We start from the raw sequence: 17539 nt of genomic DNA, 5'->3' as shown, positions 1-17539 counted from the left end.
AAGGGGCGGTAACTTTACGTTTATGCCTGTAGGCAAGACTGTCAGAATTCCCTTCCGTTTCCTTTGATCCGAGCCTTGTCCATGCAAATCAATACTGCCCTTCTGTTCGCCACCCCTTGCGATGACGAGGAAGACAACATGGCGACCCTGTGCTGCCACAGCGACAAGGGTCAGATGTTCCTGCTGACCCGCTACCCGGACGAAGACACCGTCGACCTGACCCTGGATGACGAGCCGTCGACGCTGGATGGCCTGAAAGTGACCCTAGGCGCCAAGCGACTGCTGATCGAAGTGGCGGCCGGCGACCGGGATGCGCTGAAGGGAGATGAGGTGCTGGAGATCAACCTGACCAGCGAGTTGAGTGACATGGAGGAAGTGAAGGAAACCCTGGAGAACATCCTGGCCGGGACCGGCACCTTCGTCTGCGAGCTGTGACGAACTGAATACCGGCGCTGCCCCTGTGGGAGCGGGCATGCCCGCGAACACCGGCACAGCCGGTGCCATCCATCGCGTCGCCTGCTTCGCGGGCTTGCCCGCTCCCACAGTGATCGCGCCAGTTTTTAGGTTTTGTGCAAGGCAGTTCCCCCACAACGATCATGCCAGCGCCTGCTGCATCTCCCGGGCCTGCACCCGCAACGCCTGGCAAAACGGCTCCACCGCCGCCGATGCCGGCCGGTGGTCCGGCCTGATCAGCATCACCTGGTACGGCACCGACACCCGCAACCGCCGGATCGGCAACCCGCCCTGCGCCGCTTCCAGCCCGCTCAGCGGGTTGATGATCGCCACCCCCAGGCCTTGCCTGACCATGGCGCACACCGAGGCAGCACTGGTGGTTTCGATGACCGTGCGGCGGTTCACCCCCGCCGCGCGAAAGTGCTGGTCCAGGCGCTGCCGGTAGGTGTCCAGGCTGGCCAGGTTGATGAAGTCGACCTCGTGGAAATCGCTCAGCTCCAGCTCGGCCCTTGCCTGCAACGGGTGCCCGTCGGGCAGCACGCACACCATGTTGGCGCTGAACAGCAATTCGCCGTAGGCGCCACGCGGTATCTGCTCTACCTCGGTCAGGCCCAGGTCATGCTGCTGGGCAACCAGCGACTCCTCCAGCAACGGCGACTCCTGCGCCAGGATACTCACGCTCACGCCCCGGTGCTGTTGGTGAAAGCGCTGGCAAGCCTTGGGCAGCAAGGTCTGGGAAAATAGCGGCAGGCAGGTAATGGCCAACCGACCCTGCTCGAAATTGCGGATGGCCTGGGCAAAGCGGTCGATGCGCTCCAGCCCTACGTAGGCCCGCTCAACCTCCTCGATCAACAGCAGCGCCTGGGCCGTCGGCACCAGACGGCCGCCTTCGCGCTCGAACAGGTTCAGCCCGGTCACCTGCTCCAGCCGCGCCAGTTCGCGGCTGACAGTGGGCTGCGAGGTAAACAGCAAGCGCGCCGCACCGGTGACGCTGCCAGCGGCCATGATGGCGCGAAACACTTCGATATGGCGGACGGACAGTTTCACGGGCAGCACCTGGCAAGTCGGTAATAGTCATATCAGATATGAATGGCTGACAGAAAAATAGCTATTTTTCTGAATTCCTGCTTTGGCTCATTCTCGTGGCCTTCCTTATATGAGTAGCGCCACCATGACTGCACCCTTCACTCTTCTGGCCGAGGCTGTCCGCCAGCACGGCTCGCCGCTATGGGCCTATGACGCCGGTACCATCGCCGAGCGCGTCGAACAGCTGAAAGTGTTCGATACCGTGCGCTTCGCCCAGAAGGCCAACCCCAACCTGCATGTGCTGCGCCTGATGCGCGCCCACGGCCTGGTGCTGGACGCAGTGTCGCTGGGCGAAATGGAGCGGGCCTTTGCCGCGGGCGCAAGCGTGGATGGCGACCCTGCCGGCGTGGTGCTGACCTGCGACGCGCTGGACCGGCCGACCCTGGAGCGGGTGGTGGCCTCGAAGATCGAAGTCAACGCCGGTTCCATCGACATGCTGCGCCAACTGGGTGAACGCTCGCCCGGCCACCGCGTGTGGATCCGCATCAACCCCGGCTTCGGCCATGGCCACAGCCGCAAGACCAACACCGGTGGCGAGAACAGCAAGCACGGCATCTGGCACGAAGAGCTGGGCGAAGCGCTGGCCTGCGTAAAAACCCATGGCCTGCACCTGGTAGGGGTGCACATGCACATCGGCTCGGGGGTGGATTATCAGCACCTGGAGCAAGTGGCCCGCTCGATGATCGAGCTGATCGGCCGCCTGGGCGTGGACATCGAGGCGTTTTCCATTGGCGGCGGGCTTTCCACCCCGTACCGCAGCAGCGACAAGCCGGTCGACCTGCAACGCTACGCCCGGACCTGGGCCGTGGCCCGCAAGGAGATCGAGGCGATGCTGGGCCACCCCGTGCGCATGGAGATCGAGCCAGGGCGCTTCCTGGTGGCGGAATCGGGCTACCTGGTGGCCGAGGTACGCGCCGTGAAGCAGGTGGGCCGCAATACCTTCGTCATGATCGACGCCGGTTTCAACGACCTGATGCGCCCGGCGATGTACGGGGCCTACCACCGCATGACCCTGCTCGACGCCGACGGCCAGCCGGTCGACCGCCCACGGCAGCCGACCGTGGTGGCCGGGCCGCTGTGCGAGTCGGGCGATGTGTTTACCCAGGATGACCAGGAACTGACCCCGCACGACCTGCCCCAGGCGCAGGTGGGTGACCTGCTGGTGATCCACGACGCCGGGGCCTATGGCGCGTCGATGTCGTCGAACTACAACAGCCGGCCATTGCTGCCGGAGTTCCTGATCGAGGATGGGGCGCTACGGATGATTCGCCGCAGGCAGACAGTGCAGGACCTGCTGGGCCTGGAGGCGGGCTTCTGATATCGCGGGTAAACCCGCTCCCACGGGTACGGCGCCGGGCTCGAGGGCAGTGCTTGCTTGTGGGAGCGGTTTACCCGCGAAAGGGCCAGCCCGGGCAACGCATCAGCTGATGCCCTGCCCCACCGTCATTGCCCCGCCACCTACAATCCGGGTACCCTTTTTCTTCCTCCCGACCCCGCAGCCATACACCGACCAGGCATCACTCCATGATCATCCGCCAAAGCATCGCTGCAGATCATCCGCAACTGCTCGATATCTGGCTGCGCGCCGTGCGCGCCACGCACCACTTTCTGCAAGCGTCCGACATTGACGCGCTGCTGCCGCAATTGCGCGACGTCTACTTCCAGGCCGTCGAGCTCTGGGTTGCGGTTGACACCGAAGACCGCCCACTTGGTTTCATTGGCTTCAATGGCAACCACGTGGAAATGCTCTTTGTCGCCCCCGAGCGCCATGGCCAGGGCATTGGCCGCGCGCTGCTGGATTTCGGCCGCCAGAAGCACAACGTTATGAGCGTCGATGTCAACGAGCAGAACCCGCAGGCAGTGGGGTTCTACCGGCACTACGGTTTCATCCAGACCGGCCGCTCACCGCTGGATGGCGAAGGCCGGCCGTTCCCCTTGCTGCATATGAGCCTGCCCGCACAGGCTTGATGTCCGGGGCTACTTCGCGAGACAGACCAAAGGTATGAACCCGACGCGCTACACCACCGTGGCAAAGGACTTGATGGAAGGCATCGCCAGCGGCCGCTACCCGGTGGGCAGCCTGCTGCCGACCGAGTTCGAGCTGTGCGACCTTTACGATGTGAGCCGACACACGGTGCGCGCGGCGATCAACCAGTTGCTCAACCAAGGGCTGGTATCGCGGCGCAAGCGCGTGGGTACCCGGGTGGAGGCCAGCAGCCCGCGCGGTGGCTATTCGCAGTCACTGGCCAGCGTGGCGGACCTGGCGCACCTGGCGGAAACCCAGCAACGGGAAATCCAGGACGTGCGCCACTTCGTCGCCGACCTGAGCGAGGCGGTGCGGCTGGGGCTGGTACCGGGCGAGCACTACTTCTGCGTGTCGAGCATCCGTGTCGACCGCGTGCACAACACGGCGCCGCTGTGCTGGACCGATGTGTACGCGCAGCGCGACTATGCCGAGGTCATCGAGTTGGCCCGCGAGCACCCCGACCAACTGATTGCGGGGCTGATCGAGCAGCACTATGGCCGGGCGATCGCGGTGGTCGACCAGCAGGTGCGGGCAGTGTTGCTGACCGCGGAAATGGCCAGGGTGCTGAAGGCCGAGGCAGGCGCGCCGGGGCTGAAGATCATTCGCCATTACCGCGAGGAAAACGGCGACCTGATGGCGGTTTCCGAGACGGTGCACCCGGATGATCGCTTTACCCTCGTCACCCAGATGCGCCGCGATCGGTCGCCTGGCTGATCAAACCAGCGCCATGCTCGATATCCCAAAACTTGCGCGATCCCTGTAGGAGCGCATGTGGTCAGGTTTACCTCACATGTCCAGCACCCGCTCAGCCTCCGCCAACTGCTGCCCCCGCACCGTGGTCACCCGATGGTCTCGCGCCAGCAAGGCATAGATCGTCGGCAGCACAAACAGGGTAAACAAGGTCCCCACCAGCATCCCGCACACGATCACCACCCCCAGGCCAAAGCGGCTGTTGGCCCCGGCGCCGCTGGCAAACAGCAGCGGCAGCACGCCGAAGGTCATCGCCGCCGTGGTCATCAGCACCGGCCGCAGGCGTATCTGCGCGGCGCGGACGATGGCGGCGGCACGGTCGAGGCTGTCACGCACCTGGATCTCGTTGGCAAACTCCACCATCAAGATGCCGTGCTTGCTGATCAGGCCGATCAGGGTCACCAGGCCGATCTGCGTGTAGATGTTCAGCGTGGCCCAGCCCAGCGCCAGCGGCAGCAGCGCACCGCAGATCGACAGTGGCACGGTCACCAGGATGATCAGCGGGTCCACCAGGCTTTCGTACTGCGCGGCCAGCACCAGGTAGATCACCACCAGGGCGGCGAGAAACGCCCACATCAGGGCAAAGCCCTCCTGCACGTACTGGCGCGACTCCGATTGCCAGTCATGGCTGAAGCCAGGTGGCAGTTCGGCGGCAAGCTGTTCGAGAAATGCCACGGCATTACCCATCGACACACCGGGCGCCGGGATCGCCTGCAGGGTACTGGCGTTCTGCTGGTCGAACTGCAGCAAGCGGTTGGGCGCCACTTCGATGTCCAGGTGCACCACCGTGGCCAGCGGCACCAGGCTGCCGTTTTCGGCACGCACGTACTGGCGGTTCAGCGCAGCCGGTGTCAGGCGCTGGTCCTGGATGCTTTGCGGGATCACGTCGTAGGAGCGCCCGAACAGGGCGAAGCGGTTGAGGTACTGTTCGCCCACCAGCACGCCCAGCGACTCGCCGATGGCCTGCATACTGATGCCCAGGCTGGCCGCCTTGGCGCGGTCGATGCGCACCTTGACCACCGGGTTGTTGTAGTCGAGGTCGCTGTCCACCACGCTGAACAGGCCGCTGTCGCGGGCGCGCTGCTTGATCATCTCCATGGTCTGGTACAGCTCGGGGTAGTCCTGTGCGCTGCGCAACACCATCTGCACCGGCAAGCCACCGCTGGAGCCCGGCAGCGAGGCCACCTGGAAGGCGAAGATGCTGCTGCCCTCGATGTCCGCCACGGCCTGCTGCAACTGCGCCTGCACCTGCGCGGCGGAACGCTCGCGAACCTGCCAGGCGCTGAGGTTGATGCCGCCGAAACTGGCGGCCGGGCCGTCGGTGCCGTTGATGATCCAGGTGTCGGTGGTTTCGGCGAGGGACTTCATCACCTGGTCCAGTTTCAGGGCAAAGCGCTCCACATAATCCAGGCTGGCATGCTGCGGCGACTTGATGGCCGTCAGCACCGCCGCCTGGTCCTCGGGCGGGGCCAGTTCGCGCTGCGGCAGCAGGTATAGCCAAGGCAGGCTCAGGCACACCAGAAGCGCCACACCACCACTGATCCAGCGATGCGACAGGGTGTAGGCAAGTGCTCGCCCATAGGCCCCGGTCAGCATGCCGAACAGGCGGTCGGCCATGTTGGCCATGGCGCCATGCTGCTGGCCGGGTTGCAACAACAGCGAACTCATCACCGGCGACAGGGTGAGCGCGACGATGCCGGACACGATCACCGCCCCCGCCAGGGTCAGGGCAAACTCACGGAACAGCGTGCCGGTCAGCCCGCCCATCAAGCCGATCGGCGCGTATACGGCGGCCAGGGTCAGGGTCATGGCGATCACCGGCCCGGCGATTTCCCGCGCCCCGGCCAGCGCCGCGGCAACCGGCGACTTGCCCTCTTCGATATGGCGGTGCACGTTCTCCACCACCACGATGGCGTCGTCCACCACCAGGCCGATGGCCAGCACCATCGCCAGCAAGGTCAGCAGGTTCAGGCTGAAGCCGAACAGCAGCATCAGGCCTGCCGCGCCGAGCATCGACAGCGGGATGGCCACCACCGCGATCACCACGCTGCGCAGCGAACCCAGGCACAGCCAGATGACCAGCACCACGATCAGCATGGCTTCCACCAGGGTACGCAGCACCTCGTCGATCGAGGCGTCGATGAAGCGTGCGGTCTCGTAGGCCAGCGCCACCTCCACCCCGGGTGGCAGGGTCTGGCGGATCTGCGGCAGCAGCTGGCGAATACCCTCGACGATCACCAGCGGGTTGCCGGTTGGGGTGGGGAACAGCCCCAGGTGCACGGCGGGCTTGCCGTCCATGGTGGCGCTGGTCTGTGTGGCGGCCGCGCTCAGCTCGACGGTGCCGACATCGCGCAGGCGCACCAGGTCGGTGCCATCGTTGCGGATGATCAGCTCGCGGAAGTCCTCGACCCGGGTCAGGTCGGTGTCCACCTGGATATCGGCCAGCACGTACTGCCCACGCACCTGCCCCGGCGTCGCCTGGTAGTTGTTGGCACGCACCGCCTGCGCCACGTCGGCGGCCGTCACCCCGCGCCCGGCCATCTGCTCGCTGTCCAGCCACAGGCGCATGGCCAGGCGCTGCCCGCCGAACGACTGCACCTTGGCCACACCGTCGATGCCGGAGAACTGCGGTTCCACCACCCGCGACAGGTAATCGCTCAGTTCGGGTATCGATAAGGTTTCGCTGGCAAAGCCCACGTAGGCCACCGCCGTGGAGTCCCCTGCCGACAGCTCCACCACCGGGTCGTAGGCCTTTTCCGGCAGGCGATAGCGCACCTGGTTGACCTTGGCCATGGTCTCGGCAAGCGCCTGGGTCGAATCGCGATTGAGCACCATGCGCAAGGTGATCAGGCTGCGCCCCTGCTGCGACGACGAGGACAGGTAGTCGATGCCCTCTACCGACGACACCGCCTGGGTGATCGGCTGGGTCACGAAGCCTTGCATCAGCTCGGCAGAGGCGCCCGGGTACTCGGTGCTGATGGTGATGGTGGAGGTTTCCAGCAGCGGGTACTGGCGGATCGGCAGCTTGCCCATGGCAAACAGCCCCAGCAGGATGATCAGGCTGCTGACCACCAGCGCCAGCACCGGGCGGCGGACAAAGAGGTCAGTGAACTTCACGATTGCCGCCCTCCCTGGCTGGCCTGCAGGCTGTCCTGCGCCACAGGCTCGACCGGCATGCCGTCGCTCAGTTTCAACTGGCCGGACACCACCACCTGGTCACCGGGCGCCAGGCCTGAGGTGATCTCCACCCGCCCCTGCCAGCGCTCACCAGTAGTCACCCGCACCCGGCTGACCCGGGTGCCCTGTTCCGGGTCCCGGGTAGCGACGAACACCGTCTGCCCGTAGGCGGTGTAGGTGATCGCGGTTTCCGGCACGGCCAGCACGCTTGACGGCTGCGCGGCATCCAGGCGCACGCCGGCGTACATGCCCGGCTGCAACTGCCCGCCCGGGTTCGGCAAGGCCGCCTGCACCTGCACCAGGCGCGCCTTGCTCACCACCGGGTCCACCGCGACCACCCGGGCCTGGAAGTCCTGCCCGCGCACCGCATCCACCGTCAGCGCCAGCAGTTGCCCCACGTGCACTTCGGGGGCGGCTTGTTCGCCCAGGGAAAAATTGACGTGCAGCTGGCTGATGTCGGCCAGGCTGGCGATGGTCTCACCGGCGCTCAGGTACTGGCCCTGATGCACCCGGCGAATGCCGAGCTTGCCGGCAAACGGCGCGCGTATTGCCTTCTGCGCGATCAGCGCCTCGACATGCTGCAGCTCCCCGCTGGCCACGTCCACGGCGGTGGCCGCATTGTCGAGCAGCTCCTGTGACACGGCGTTCACCGCGCGCAGCTTGCGGCTGCGCTGCAGCACCACTTCGGCATTGCGTAGCCTGGCCCGCAACTGCACACGCTGGGCCTGCTCCGGGGCATCGTTCAGCTGTACCAGCAATTGCCCTGCACTCACCCATTGTCCCGACTCGAAGGCGATGCGGGTGATGCGCCCCGCCGTCTCGGCCGCCACCTGTACCTGGTTGACCGCCTCCAGTTCCCCCGAGGCAAAGTTCTGCCGTGCCAGCTGCACTTGCTCGGCCGTGGCCAGCGCCACCTTGGTCGCCGGCCATGCCGCCGTAGCCGGCGGCGCCGAGCCACTGCCGACCAATGCATAGGCAGCGGCCAGCACACCTGCAACAGCGCCAGCCCAGGCCAGTAACGTCCTTTTGTTCATGCAGTGCTCCGATCATCAGGAAAAGCGGTTGCGGGGAAGATCGGGCAGGACTATAAAAGCTCGAGTTAACTTGAGGTCAACAGGCATGGCAGCGGACAACACACGGATGCTAACGGTAGGGGAAGTGGCCAAGCGCAGCGGCGTGGCGGTGTCTGCGCTGCACTTCTACGAAACCAAGGGGCTGATCGCCAGCGTCCGTACGGCGGGTAACCAGCGCCGCTATCCTTCACTGGTGCTGCGCACGCTGGCCATCATCAAGGTGGCGCAGCGCACGGGTATTGCGCTTGAGGAGATCAAGCAGGCCTTCAGCCGCTATGCGCCCAACAGCAAGCTCACGGCAGCGCAATGGAGTGAGATGTCGACCGCCTGGCGCGAAGACCTGAACGCCCGCATTCGCACCTTGGAAGCGTTGCGCGACAGCCTGGACAACTGCATTGGTTGTGGCTGCCTGTCGCTGGAAGATTGCCCACTGCGTAACCCCGAGGATGTGCTGGGCAAGGAAGGTACCGGGCCGCGGATTCTGGAAAAAAAGGCCCGGTAAGGCTGCGCTGGCGGGTAGAGGACTGAATTCGCAAGCGGTCCGCGTACCCTGTGGGAGCGGGTTTACCCGCGAAGAATCCAACGCGGTGCATGGCACCGGCTGCGCCGGTGTTCGCGGCTAAAGCCGCTCCCACAGGGCCCCTGCTAATTCAATGAGCCTTGTGCAGCTCCATGAGATCGCGCCTCCATGGCTCAGTCGCCTTTGCCCAGCACATACCGGTCAAAATGCTCGATGTGCTCGTCCAGGTTGTCCTCGAGCATCATCCGGTACTGCTCGCAGAAATACTTCAACAGCTCCTCCCGCGCGGCAGCCAGTTCGGCACTGGTCTTGAAACTGCGGGCACTCATCCAGGCATTGAAGCGCGAGGCGCCGAAGGTCAGCGAGGCACTGACCTTGCCCAGGTCTTCGATTTTCTCGATCTGCTGGTTCGCCAGTTCGATATGCGCATCCGCGCGGTCGTAAAAAGCCTGATCGGTAGCTTGTGTCATTGCGGTTTACCTTGTTGCAGCATTCACGTTGAGTACCCGCGAAAAATTGTACTCCGTACACGTGAACCTGTATTGAGCCGCACAGTCTTAGCCGAGCTTTCAAATCGGCCTTGCCGTCGTTATCCACCAGAGCCATTCACCCCATGCGCCAAGCAGTCCGTCGCTTCCCCTTTGTCTCGCTCTGCTTCATTCCTTTACTTCCCCTGTTTGCCAACCCCGCCCATGCCAGCGGGGAAAGGCAACTGGTGGCAGCCATCAACGACTATCGCGCCCAGCCACAGCGCTGCGAGCGGCGCATTGTCCGGGTCTCGACACCGCTGGTGCAGAAACCGAAACTGGCGTTGCCGGTCGGCTACAGCGGGGGTTTGCGGGAAGGATTGAAGGCTGCGGGTTATCAGGCGGTGAAGGTGCGGGCCATCCGCCTGGTCGGCGCGCGAGATGCCGAGGAGGCCTTTGACATGCTCCGCAGCGACTACTGCGCAGCCCTGCTCGATAGCCAATATGCCGATATCGGCGTCAGTCGCTCACGCAATGAATGGCGGGTGCTGCTGGCTCGGCCCCTGCTCGATGCCCAGCTTGACGATAGGCGATCGGCAAGCAACGCGTTGCTGGCACAGGTGAACGCTGCACGGGCGAAGCCGCGCCTGTGTGGTCGCAAGCGCTTTGCCGCTGCACGCCCGTTGACCTGGAACACCGCCCTGGGAACGGCGGCGCAGCGCCACAGCCGGGCGATGGCCAACGACAATTTTTTCGCGCACCGCGACCTCGACGGTGATCTGCCCGCGGATCGGGCATGGGATGCCGGCTACCGTGGGCGGCAGATCGGCGAGAACATTGCCGCAGGCCAGGGCTCGCCGAGCAAGGCGATGGCAGGCTGGCTGGCCAGCCCCGGGCATTGCGCCAACCTGATGAACCCGATGTTTACCCAGGTAGGTGCGGCCTTTGCCGAAAACTCGCGTAGCGATAACGGCGTTTACTGGACGATGCTGTTCGGCGCGCCTTGACCGGCCCAGGCTCCGGGGCTGGCCAGACAAACCTTTGCTACAGCACTTCGAACAGCCCCGCCGCGCCCATCCCGCCGCCAATGCACATGGTCACCACCACGTACTTCACACCACGCCGCTTGCCCTCCAGAAGCGCATGCCCGACCATCCGCGCCCCGCTCATGCCGTAGGGGTGGCCGATGGCGATGGCACCGCCATTGACGTTCAGCTTCGCAGGGTCTATCTGCAAGCGCTGGGCGCAGTAGAGTACCTGGCAGGCGAACGCCTCATTCAGCTCCCACAGGCCGATGTCGTCCACCGTCAGGCCGTGCTGGCGCAGCAACCTGGGCACCGCCAGCACAGGGCCGATACCCATTTCTTCAGGCGCAAGCCCAGCCACGGCAATGCCACGATACAGCCCCAGCGGCGCCCTGCCCGAGCGGGCGGCCAGGGCACCTTCCATCAGCACGCAGGCACTGGCGCCATCAGACAGCTGGCTGGCATTGCCAGCCGTCACGCAGCCGCCTTCGACAACCGGCTTCAACCCTTGCAGGTCTGCCAGGGTGGTCGCCGGCCGGTTGCCTTCGTCCTGGCTGAGGCAGACTTGCTCATGGCTCACCGCACCGGTCAACTTGTCGACCACCTTCCTGCGTGCCGTGACGGGTACGATTTCATCGGCGAACAACCCCGCCGCCTGCGCCGCAGCAGTGCGTTGCTGCGACTGCAAGGCGTAGGCATCCTGCGCATCCCGGCTGATGCCATAGCGGCGGGCGACGAACTCGGCGGTTTGCAGCATCGGCATGTAGGCGTGTTCGCTCATGCGCAGCACGGCAGGGTCACAGGCCTCGCTGGCAAGCTGGTTGTGCACCTGCTGCACCAGGCTGATCTGCTCCTGCCCGGCGCCGATGGTCACCTGCATGCCATCGACAATGATCTGCTTGGCCGCTGTGGCGATGGCCATCAGGCCCGACGCACACTGGCGATCGAGGGTCTGCCCGCTGACCGACTGCGGCAAACCGGCTGCCAGCGCCGAAAGACGCCCAGGGTTGATAGCGGCAGTACCACTCTGCATGGCGGTACCCAGCACCAGGTCCTCCACCTGCGCCGGCTCGATACCAGCCCGTTCGACGGCTGCGCGAATGGCGACGGCTGTCATGCTGGGGGTTTTCAGGTCGTTGAAGGCGCCACGCATGGCTTTGCCGATGGGTGTACGGGCAGTGGCTACGATCACGGCGTCTTTCATGGTCGAAATTCCTCAGGGGACAAGGGCTGCAATTCGCTCAACACCTGCCGCAAACGGGCAGGCACCGGGACTGGGCGTCGACCCTGCCGGTCGACGAACACATGGACGAAGCGTCCGGTGGCGCAGGCCAGGGATTGGCCCTGGATGAAAACGGCCAACTGGTATTGCACCGAGGTGTTGCCCAGCCGGTTTACCGCCAGGCCCACCTCGATGTCCTGCGGAAACGCTACAGGCGACTGGTAGTCGCAGGCCGAGCTGACCACCAGCGCAATCGCCGCGCCGTGGTGGATATCCAGTCCGCCCTGCTCGATCAGCAGGCGGTTCACGGCGCTGTCGAAAAAGCCGTAATAGACCACGTTGTTCACGTGCCCATAGGCGTCGTTGTCATGCCAGCGGGTGGCGATGGGCGTGAAGTGCCGATAATAGTCACGTTGCCGATGCACGCTCATCAGTAGGCCGCCTCGTAGATGGCCAGTGCATCGGCCTGGGTGACTTCACGCGGGTTGTTGACCAGCAGGCGCTGCTGTTGCATGGCATCTTCTGCCAGTTGCGGCAGGCGATGGCGCGGAACATCGGCATCGCGCAGTCGCCCAGGCAAACCGCAGCGGGCGCCCAGCACAGCCAGTTCCTCGACGAACTGATCAGCCTGCCGGTGCAGGTCGCCAGGCTGCAACCGCGCGCCCAACAGGGGCACCGCCAGCTGGGCATAGTCCGTCACCGCGACGGGCAGGTTGAAGCGCAGCACATGTGGCAACACCAGTGCGTTGGACAGGCCATGGGGAATGTGGAAGTGCCCACCCAACGGATAAGCCAGGGCGTGTACCGCCGCCACCGGGGCATTGGCAAACGCCTGGCCGGCCAGGCAGGCGCCGAGCAGCATGGCCTGGCGCGCATCCAGGTTGCCGCCGTTGTGCACGGCCTGGTCCAGGTTCTCCGCCAGCAGCCGCAGTGCCTCGCGGGCCAGCAGGCTCGACAGCGGGTTGCGCTTGAGACGGCTGGTATAGGCTTCGATGGCATGCACCATCGCATCGATGCCGGTCGCAGCGGTTACCGCGGGGGGCAGGCCGAGGGTGCACACGGCATCAAGTACCGCCAGGTCCGGCAACAGCAGGGGCGAGACGATGCCCATCTTGCTGGTGGCGCCGGTGGTGACGATGGCGATTGGCGTCACCTCCGAACCGGTGCCGGCCGTGGTCGGCACCTGGATCAACGGCAAGCGCCGGCCCTTGGCCTTGTCTATGCCATAGAGCTCGGCAAGCGGCTGGCTACAGTCACGGTGAGCCAGCAACGCGACCAGCTTGGCGACATCCATCGAACTGCCGCCGCCAAAGCCTACCACCAGGTCGGCGCCGATATGCCGGGCCCGCTGGGTGGCCGCCAGCACACAGGCTTCGCTGGGGTCGGCGGTGACCTCGCTGAAGATCGCCACGCCGACCTTGGCCGTCGTGAACCCCGGCAGCAGGTCATCGAGCATGCCCAGGCGGGCGATACCGGGGTCACTGACGATCAGCACACGCCGTGCGCCGCGCTCGCGGCACAGAGTGGCAAGGCGCTGAACCGCGCCCGCTTCGCAGAGTATCTGTCCGGTAGTGGCAAAACTGAAAGGCTGCATCTGGCTCTCCTTGTGTCGTCGTTGGCCGAGCGCTAAAAGGCAAAGTCGCTCGCTGGCAGCGCCATGAGGCAATCTGCACCGCCCAGCAGGGCTTCACGGTGGGCGGTGGCACGGGGCAGGACACGTCGCCAGTAGAACTGCGCCGCGTGCAGTTTGGCCCGATAGAAACCCGTTTCGGCACTGCCACCCGCCAGGGCCGCCTCGGCGCGCATGGCCGCCTGCAGCCACAACGCGGCAAGCAGCACATAGGCCGAGTAAGCCAGGAAGTCCACCGAGACCGCGCCCATTTCCTGGGGGTCATGCTGGCAAGCCTCGACGACATGGCCGGCCAGTGCGCGCCATTCCTCCAGGCGCTGCCCGACCGCTGTCGCCATGGCATGCAGACCACCACCGGCACCAGCCGCCTCGACCTGCAGGGCCAGTTCATCGACCAGAAGGTTCAGCTCGGCCCCGCCATCGCCCAGCAGCTTGCGGCGCACAAAGTCGAGGGCCTGGATGCCGTTGGTGCCTTCATAGAGCTGGGTGATGCGGCTATCACGCATCAATTGCTCCATGCCCCACTCGCGGATATAGCCGTGCCCGCCGTACAGTTGCACGCCCAGGCTGGCGACCTCCTGCCCGACATCGGTGAAGAACGCCTTGACGATCGGGATCAGCAGCGCCGCCCGTCGGGCTGCGCCCTGGCGTGCCTGATCGCCCGCCGCTGCGTGCTCCAGGTCAAGCTGCCGGGCCGTGTAGATAGCCAGCATGCGACAGCCCTCGGTGAGGGCCTTCTGGGTCAGCAGCATGCGTCGCACATCCGGGTGGACGATGATCGGATCGGCCGGCCTGTCCGCCGCAACCGGGCCTGTCAGCGCGCGCGATTGCAAGCGTTCGCGAGCATAGGCCAGGCCACCCTGGAAAGCTGCCTCGGCAATGCCCAGCCCTTGCAGGCCGACCTGGAAACGGGCGTCGTTCATCATGGTGAACATGCACGCCAGGCCCTGGTTGGCCTCACCCACCAGCCATCCCAGGGCACCGTCGAAATTCATCACGCAAGTCGAGGCACCCTTGATGCCCATCTTGTGCTCAAGCGCACCACAACCCAGCGCGTTGCGCTCGCCACCCGGCAGCAGCTTGGGCACCAGGAACAGGCTGATGCCCCGCACCCCGGCAGGCGCATCGGGCAGGCGGGCAAGCACCAGATGAATGATGTTGTCGGTCAGGTCCTGCTCGCCGCCACTGATGAAGATCTTGCTGCCAGTGATGCGATAGGAGCCGTCGACCTGCGGCTGGGCGCGGGTGCGCAGCAAGGCCAGGTCGGTGCCGGCCTGCGGTTCGGTGAGGCACATGGTACCGGCCCACTCGCCACTGACCATGGGCGCCAGGTAGGCCTGCTGCAGCGCCGGGCTGCCATGGCGATGCAGGGCCAGCACGGCGCCTTCGGTGAGGCCGGAATAGATGCGGAACGACAACGACGCGGCCATCAGCATTTCGTGGAAACTGGCCGAGGCCATTTGCGGCAGGCCTTGTCCGCCGTAAGCCTGCGGGCCGGTCATGCTGGCCCAGCCATGGGCGACGTATTGCCGGTAGGCGTCGCGAAAACCGTCGGGCGTGGTGACCTCCCCCCCGGCCAACTGGCAGCCCTGCTCGTCACTGTTGCGGTTGAGAGGAGCGACGACTTCGCCGGTAAAACGCGCGGCCTCTTCCAGGATGCCGTCGAGGGTGTCGCGGTCCAGATCGATGCCCAGCTGCCGACAATGGCCGGCAACGTCGAACAGTTCGTGCAGCACGAAGCGCATGTCGCGCAAGGGAGCCTGGTAATTCATGCCTGAGCCTCCGCCAGCTGGTCGAAGCGCTTGCCCTTGGCCACCATCGAGTAGAGCAGGCCGGCCGGGCGCCAATGCTCGCCCAGTACGCTTTGCAGGTACTCCAGCCGGGCCAGGATGAATGCTGCACCCTGGTCATCGGCCCAGCGCATCGGGCCACCAGTGGCCGCCGGGAAGCCATAGCCGTTGAGCCACACCCGGTCGATGTCGGTGCTGTCGGCAGCGATGCCTTCCTGCAGAATCCTGGCCCCCTCGTTGACCAGCGCCAGCAGGCAGCGCTCGACGATTTCCTCCGCACTGATGCCCCGGCGACGGTAACCCAGGTCGTTGGAAACCTTGAGCACCAGGGCGTCGACCTCGGGGTCATGCTCGGCCTGGCGGCTGCCAGGTGCATAACGGTAATAGCCCTTCCCGGTCTTCTGACCCAGCCGGCCCAGATCGCACAGCGCATTGTCCACTTGCACCAGCGGATCGTGCATACCCTGCCTGGCCAGCTGACGGGCGCGCCATTCCAGGTCGATGCCTACCACGTCGTACATGCGGAACGGGCCCATGGCAAAACCGAACTGTTGCAGCACCGCATCCACCTGGTGCGGCAGCGCGCCTTCGAGCAGCAACTTGCGCGCTTCGGCCACATAACTGCGCAGCATGCGGTTGCCGATGAAACCCGGGCAGTTGCCGGCCACTACCGCCACTTTGCCCAGGCGTTCGCCCAGCGCCAGGGCGGTATCGAGCACCGCCTGGTCGGTGTGCGCGCCGCGCACTATCTCGAGCAGCTTCATGACATGCGCGGGGCTGAAGAAATGCAGGCCCAGCACCCGCGACGGTCGCTGGGTCACCGCCGCGATCGCGTCGATGTCCAGCGCCGAGGTATTGCTGGCCAGGATCGCCTCAGGTTTGAGGTACTGATCCAGGGCTCGGAAGATTTCCTGCTTGAGTTCAAGGCTTTCATACACCGCCTCGATCACCAGATCGGCCTGGGCCAGCGCGGTGTAGCCATCCACCGCCTGCACGCGCGCCAGGCAGGCTTGGGCCTCGGCCTGGGTGACACGCTGCTTTTCCACCTGCTGGGCCCAGGCCTGGCTGACCATGCTCAGGCCAGCGTCCAGGGCTGATGCGTTGCTGTCGAGCCACAGCACCGACAGGCCGGCACTGGCGAGGCTGATGACGATACCGCGGCCCATGGTACCTGCGCCTATCACGGCCACCTGGTTGATCGGAAAGGGGGTATTCACGCGCAACGCTCCTGCTTGTTGTAGGTATGAGGACAGGCATCACCCTAAGCAGGCCGCAGGTATTTTTGAAATTTCCATTTCGTATGCCATATATTCTGGCCATGAATATTTCCAACTTCGATCTGAACCTGTTACGGGTCTTCGACATGCTGCTGCGCGAGCAGAATGTCTCGCGGGCGGCTGAACGACTGGCCCTGACCCAGCCCACGGTCAGCAACGCCCTGGCGCGGCTGCGCGACCAGCTGGGCGACCCGCTGCTGGTTCGTGTTGGCCGGCGCATGCGCCCTACGCCGCGAGCACTGGCACTGGAAGGGCCGATTCGAGCGGCGCTGCAACAGATCGAGCAGACCCTGGCCACCGGCGATGCCTTCGAGCCACAGCGCAGCCACCGTCAACTGCGCATCGCCCTCACCGACTTCGTCGAACAGCTGTGCATGCCACCGCTGCTGGCACGCCTGCAGGTACTGGCCCCACACTTGCGCATCGATGTGGTGCACCTGGCTCCCAACCTGCCGGCCGAAGCGCTGGACCGCGGCGACCTCGATCTGGTACTGGGGCGCTTCGACGAGGTGCCGGCACGCTTCAGCCGTCGCCCCTGGCGGCGTGAAACCCTGCAAGTCGCGCTGCGCCAGAAGCATCCGCAACTGGCGCCGGACCAGGCGCTGGACCTTCAGGCGTTCCTCGGCTTGCGGCATATCTGGGTACACGGTGGCCAGACCCGGGGCATGGTCGACCAATGGCTGGCCGAACAAGGCCTGACCCGGCAAATTGCGTACACCACTCCCAACTACCTGCAAGCCGCGCATCTGGCTGCCGCCACCGAGATGTGCGTGGTGCTGCCGCGGCAACTTGCACAGCAGTTCGCGAAGTTGCTGCCCCTCACGGTGCACGAACTGCCCTTTGCCCTTGAGCCGTTCGAGCTGGAACTGGTGCACCTGACCCACCGCCGGCACGACCCCGCCCTTGCCTGGCTGGTGGAGCAGATCCTGGAGCTCCCGCCTGCCTGAGGCCATCAGCAAATGCGATGGCAACCATGCCGCTCTGGTATTGGCTGGTGCCCGAACCGGTCCCCTACAGTGGTCCGCCCCGATAACAACAAGGAC

16 protein-coding genes are annotated in these 17539 nt (G+C 65.2%); 7 read left to right on the top strand and 9 right to left on the bottom strand.

Annotated features, from left to right (window positions below):
- The first annotated feature begins 81 nt into the window (after positions 1-81).
- Complete coding sequence (locus tag CAF92_RS17760; protein ID WP_085601510.1) at positions 82-435, top strand: hypothetical protein; 354 nt, start codon at positions 82-84, stop codon at positions 433-435.
- A gap of 159 nt (positions 436-594) precedes the next feature.
- Here CAF92_RS17760 and CAF92_RS17755 read toward each other — a convergent pair whose 3' ends face one another.
- Complete coding sequence (locus tag CAF92_RS17755) at positions 595-1500, bottom strand: LysR family transcriptional regulator (protein WP_046616290.1); 906 nt, start codon at positions 1498-1500, stop codon at positions 595-597.
- Between the two features lie 124 nt (positions 1501-1624).
- Between CAF92_RS17755 and lysA the strand changes: the two genes are divergently transcribed.
- The 3 genes from lysA (at position 1625) to CAF92_RS17740 (ending at position 4279) form a co-directional block, all read left to right on the top strand.
- The gene (lysA, locus tag CAF92_RS17750; protein WP_085589290.1) at positions 1625-2857 is read left to right on the top strand and encodes a diaminopimelate decarboxylase; all 1233 of its coding nucleotides are present in this window, start codon (positions 1625-1627) and stop codon (positions 2855-2857) included.
- 206 nt (positions 2858-3063) lie between these two features.
- The gene (locus CAF92_RS17745) at positions 3064-3507 is read left to right on the top strand and encodes an acetyltransferase (protein ID WP_085601509.1); all 444 of its coding nucleotides are present in this window, start codon (positions 3064-3066) and stop codon (positions 3505-3507) included.
- A 34-nt stretch (positions 3508-3541) separates the two neighbouring features.
- Positions 3542-4279, top strand: a complete 738-nt coding sequence (locus CAF92_RS17740) for a GntR family transcriptional regulator (protein ID WP_085601508.1) — start codon at positions 3542-3544, stop codon at positions 4277-4279.
- 72 nt (positions 4280-4351) lie between these two features.
- Here the strand turns inward: CAF92_RS17740 and CAF92_RS17735 are convergent, their stop codons facing one another.
- The gene (locus tag CAF92_RS17735) at positions 4352-7432 is read right to left on the bottom strand and encodes a MexW/MexI family multidrug efflux RND transporter permease subunit (RefSeq protein WP_085601507.1); all 3081 of its coding nucleotides are present in this window, start codon (positions 7430-7432) and stop codon (positions 4352-4354) included.
- Positions 7429-8526 carry an efflux RND transporter periplasmic adaptor subunit gene (locus tag CAF92_RS17730; RefSeq protein ID WP_046616295.1) on the bottom strand — a complete coding sequence of 366 codons (1098 nt, stop codon included), beginning with the start codon at positions 8524-8526 and terminating at the stop codon, positions 7429-7431. Before CAF92_RS17730 ends, CAF92_RS17735 begins: the two co-directional genes overlap by 4 nt.
- Positions 8527-8611: 85 nt before the next feature.
- Here CAF92_RS17730 and soxR point away from each other — a divergent pair, with 85 nt between their 5' ends.
- Entirely contained in the window at positions 8612-9067 is a 456-nt protein-coding gene (gene soxR, locus CAF92_RS17725) for a redox-sensitive transcriptional activator SoxR (protein ID WP_085601506.1), read from the top strand.
- Between the two features lie 191 nt (positions 9068-9258).
- Here the strand turns inward: soxR and CAF92_RS17720 are convergent, their stop codons facing one another.
- The gene (locus CAF92_RS17720; protein WP_015269483.1) at positions 9259-9555 is read right to left on the bottom strand and encodes a DUF3144 domain-containing protein; all 297 of its coding nucleotides are present in this window, start codon (positions 9553-9555) and stop codon (positions 9259-9261) included.
- Between the two features lie 143 nt (positions 9556-9698).
- Here CAF92_RS17720 and CAF92_RS17715 point away from each other — a divergent pair, with 143 nt between their 5' ends.
- On the top strand, positions 9699-10559 hold the full coding sequence (locus CAF92_RS17715) for a CAP domain-containing protein (protein ID WP_085601505.1): 861 nt from the start codon (positions 9699-9701) through the stop codon (positions 10557-10559).
- 37 nt (positions 10560-10596) lie between these two features.
- On the opposite strand, the gene CAF92_RS17710 is transcribed toward CAF92_RS17715, so the two are convergent.
- From CAF92_RS17710 to CAF92_RS17690, 5 genes are read right to left on the bottom strand one after another with little or no spacing between them, the layout of a single operon-like run.
- The gene (locus tag CAF92_RS17710) at positions 10597-11781 is read right to left on the bottom strand and encodes an acetyl-CoA C-acyltransferase (protein WP_085601504.1); all 1185 of its coding nucleotides are present in this window, start codon (positions 11779-11781) and stop codon (positions 10597-10599) included.
- Positions 11778-12230, bottom strand: coding sequence for a thioesterase family protein (locus CAF92_RS17705; protein ID WP_085601503.1), 453 nt, complete (start codon positions 12228-12230; stop codon positions 11778-11780). The genes CAF92_RS17710 and CAF92_RS17705 overlap by 4 nt, the downstream gene beginning before the upstream one ends.
- On the bottom strand, positions 12230-13393 hold the full coding sequence (locus CAF92_RS17700) for an iron-containing alcohol dehydrogenase (RefSeq protein ID WP_046616300.1): 1164 nt from the start codon (positions 13391-13393) through the stop codon (positions 12230-12232). The genes CAF92_RS17705 and CAF92_RS17700 overlap by 1 nt, the downstream gene beginning before the upstream one ends.
- Positions 13394-13425: 32 nt before the next feature.
- A complete protein-coding gene (locus CAF92_RS17695; protein ID WP_085601502.1) occupies positions 13426-15201 on the bottom strand; it encodes an acyl-CoA dehydrogenase C-terminal domain-containing protein in 1776 nt (591 codons plus the stop codon).
- Positions 15198-16436 (bottom strand): 3-hydroxyacyl-CoA dehydrogenase, encoded by a 1239-nt coding sequence (locus CAF92_RS17690; protein ID WP_085601501.1) that lies wholly within the window; start codon positions 16434-16436, stop codon positions 15198-15200. Before CAF92_RS17690 ends, CAF92_RS17695 begins: the two co-directional genes overlap by 4 nt.
- Positions 16437-16519: 83 nt before the next feature.
- Between CAF92_RS17690 and CAF92_RS17685 the strand changes: the two genes are divergently transcribed.
- Complete coding sequence (locus CAF92_RS17685; protein ID WP_085601500.1) at positions 16520-17443, top strand: LysR family transcriptional regulator; 924 nt, start codon at positions 16520-16522, stop codon at positions 17441-17443.
- Positions 17444-17539 lie beyond the last annotated feature (96 nt).

Origin of the sequence: Pseudomonas sp. B10(2017), from assembly GCF_002113295.1 — a bacterium.
Classification (GTDB): Bacteria; Pseudomonadota; Gammaproteobacteria; order Pseudomonadales; family Pseudomonadaceae; genus Aquipseudomonas; species Aquipseudomonas pudica.
This window is presented reverse-complemented; position numbering and strand designations above follow the sequence as displayed.

Coding starts and splice junctions, on each gene's coding strand:
- CAF92_RS17685 (WP_085601500.1), top strand. CDS start 16,520: ATGCCATATATTCTGGCCATGAATATTTCCAACTTCGATCTGAACCTG.
- lysA (WP_085589290.1), top strand. CDS start 1,625: ATGACTGCACCCTTCACTCTTCTGGCCGAGGCTGTCCGCCAGCACGGC.
- CAF92_RS17720 (WP_015269483.1), bottom strand. CDS start 9,555: ATGACACAAGCTACCGATCAGGCTTTTTACGACCGCGCGGATGCGCAT.
- CAF92_RS17710 (WP_085601504.1), bottom strand. CDS start 11,781: ATGAAAGACGCCGTGATCGTAGCCACTGCCCGTACACCCATCGGCAAA.
- CAF92_RS17745 (WP_085601509.1), top strand. CDS start 3,064: ATGATCATCCGCCAAAGCATCGCTGCAGATCATCCGCAACTGCTCGAT.
- CAF92_RS17730 (WP_046616295.1), bottom strand. CDS start 8,526: ATGAACAAAAGGACGTTACTGGCCTGGGCTGGCGCTGTTGCAGGTGTG.
- CAF92_RS17740 (WP_085601508.1), top strand. CDS start 3,542: ATGAACCCGACGCGCTACACCACCGTGGCAAAGGACTTGATGGAAGGC.
- CAF92_RS17760 (WP_085601510.1), top strand. CDS start 82: ATGCAAATCAATACTGCCCTTCTGTTCGCCACCCCTTGCGATGACGAG.
- CAF92_RS17700 (WP_046616300.1), bottom strand. CDS start 13,393: ATGCAGCCTTTCAGTTTTGCCACTACCGGACAGATACTCTGCGAAGCG.
- soxR (WP_085601506.1), top strand. CDS start 8,612: ATGGCAGCGGACAACACACGGATGCTAACGGTAGGGGAAGTGGCCAAG.
- CAF92_RS17695 (WP_085601502.1), bottom strand. CDS start 15,201: ATGAATTACCAGGCTCCCTTGCGCGACATGCGCTTCGTGCTGCACGAA.
- CAF92_RS17705 (WP_085601503.1), bottom strand. CDS start 12,230: ATGAGCGTGCATCGGCAACGTGACTATTATCGGCACTTCACGCCCATC.
- CAF92_RS17715 (WP_085601505.1), top strand. CDS start 9,699: ATGCGCCAAGCAGTCCGTCGCTTCCCCTTTGTCTCGCTCTGCTTCATT.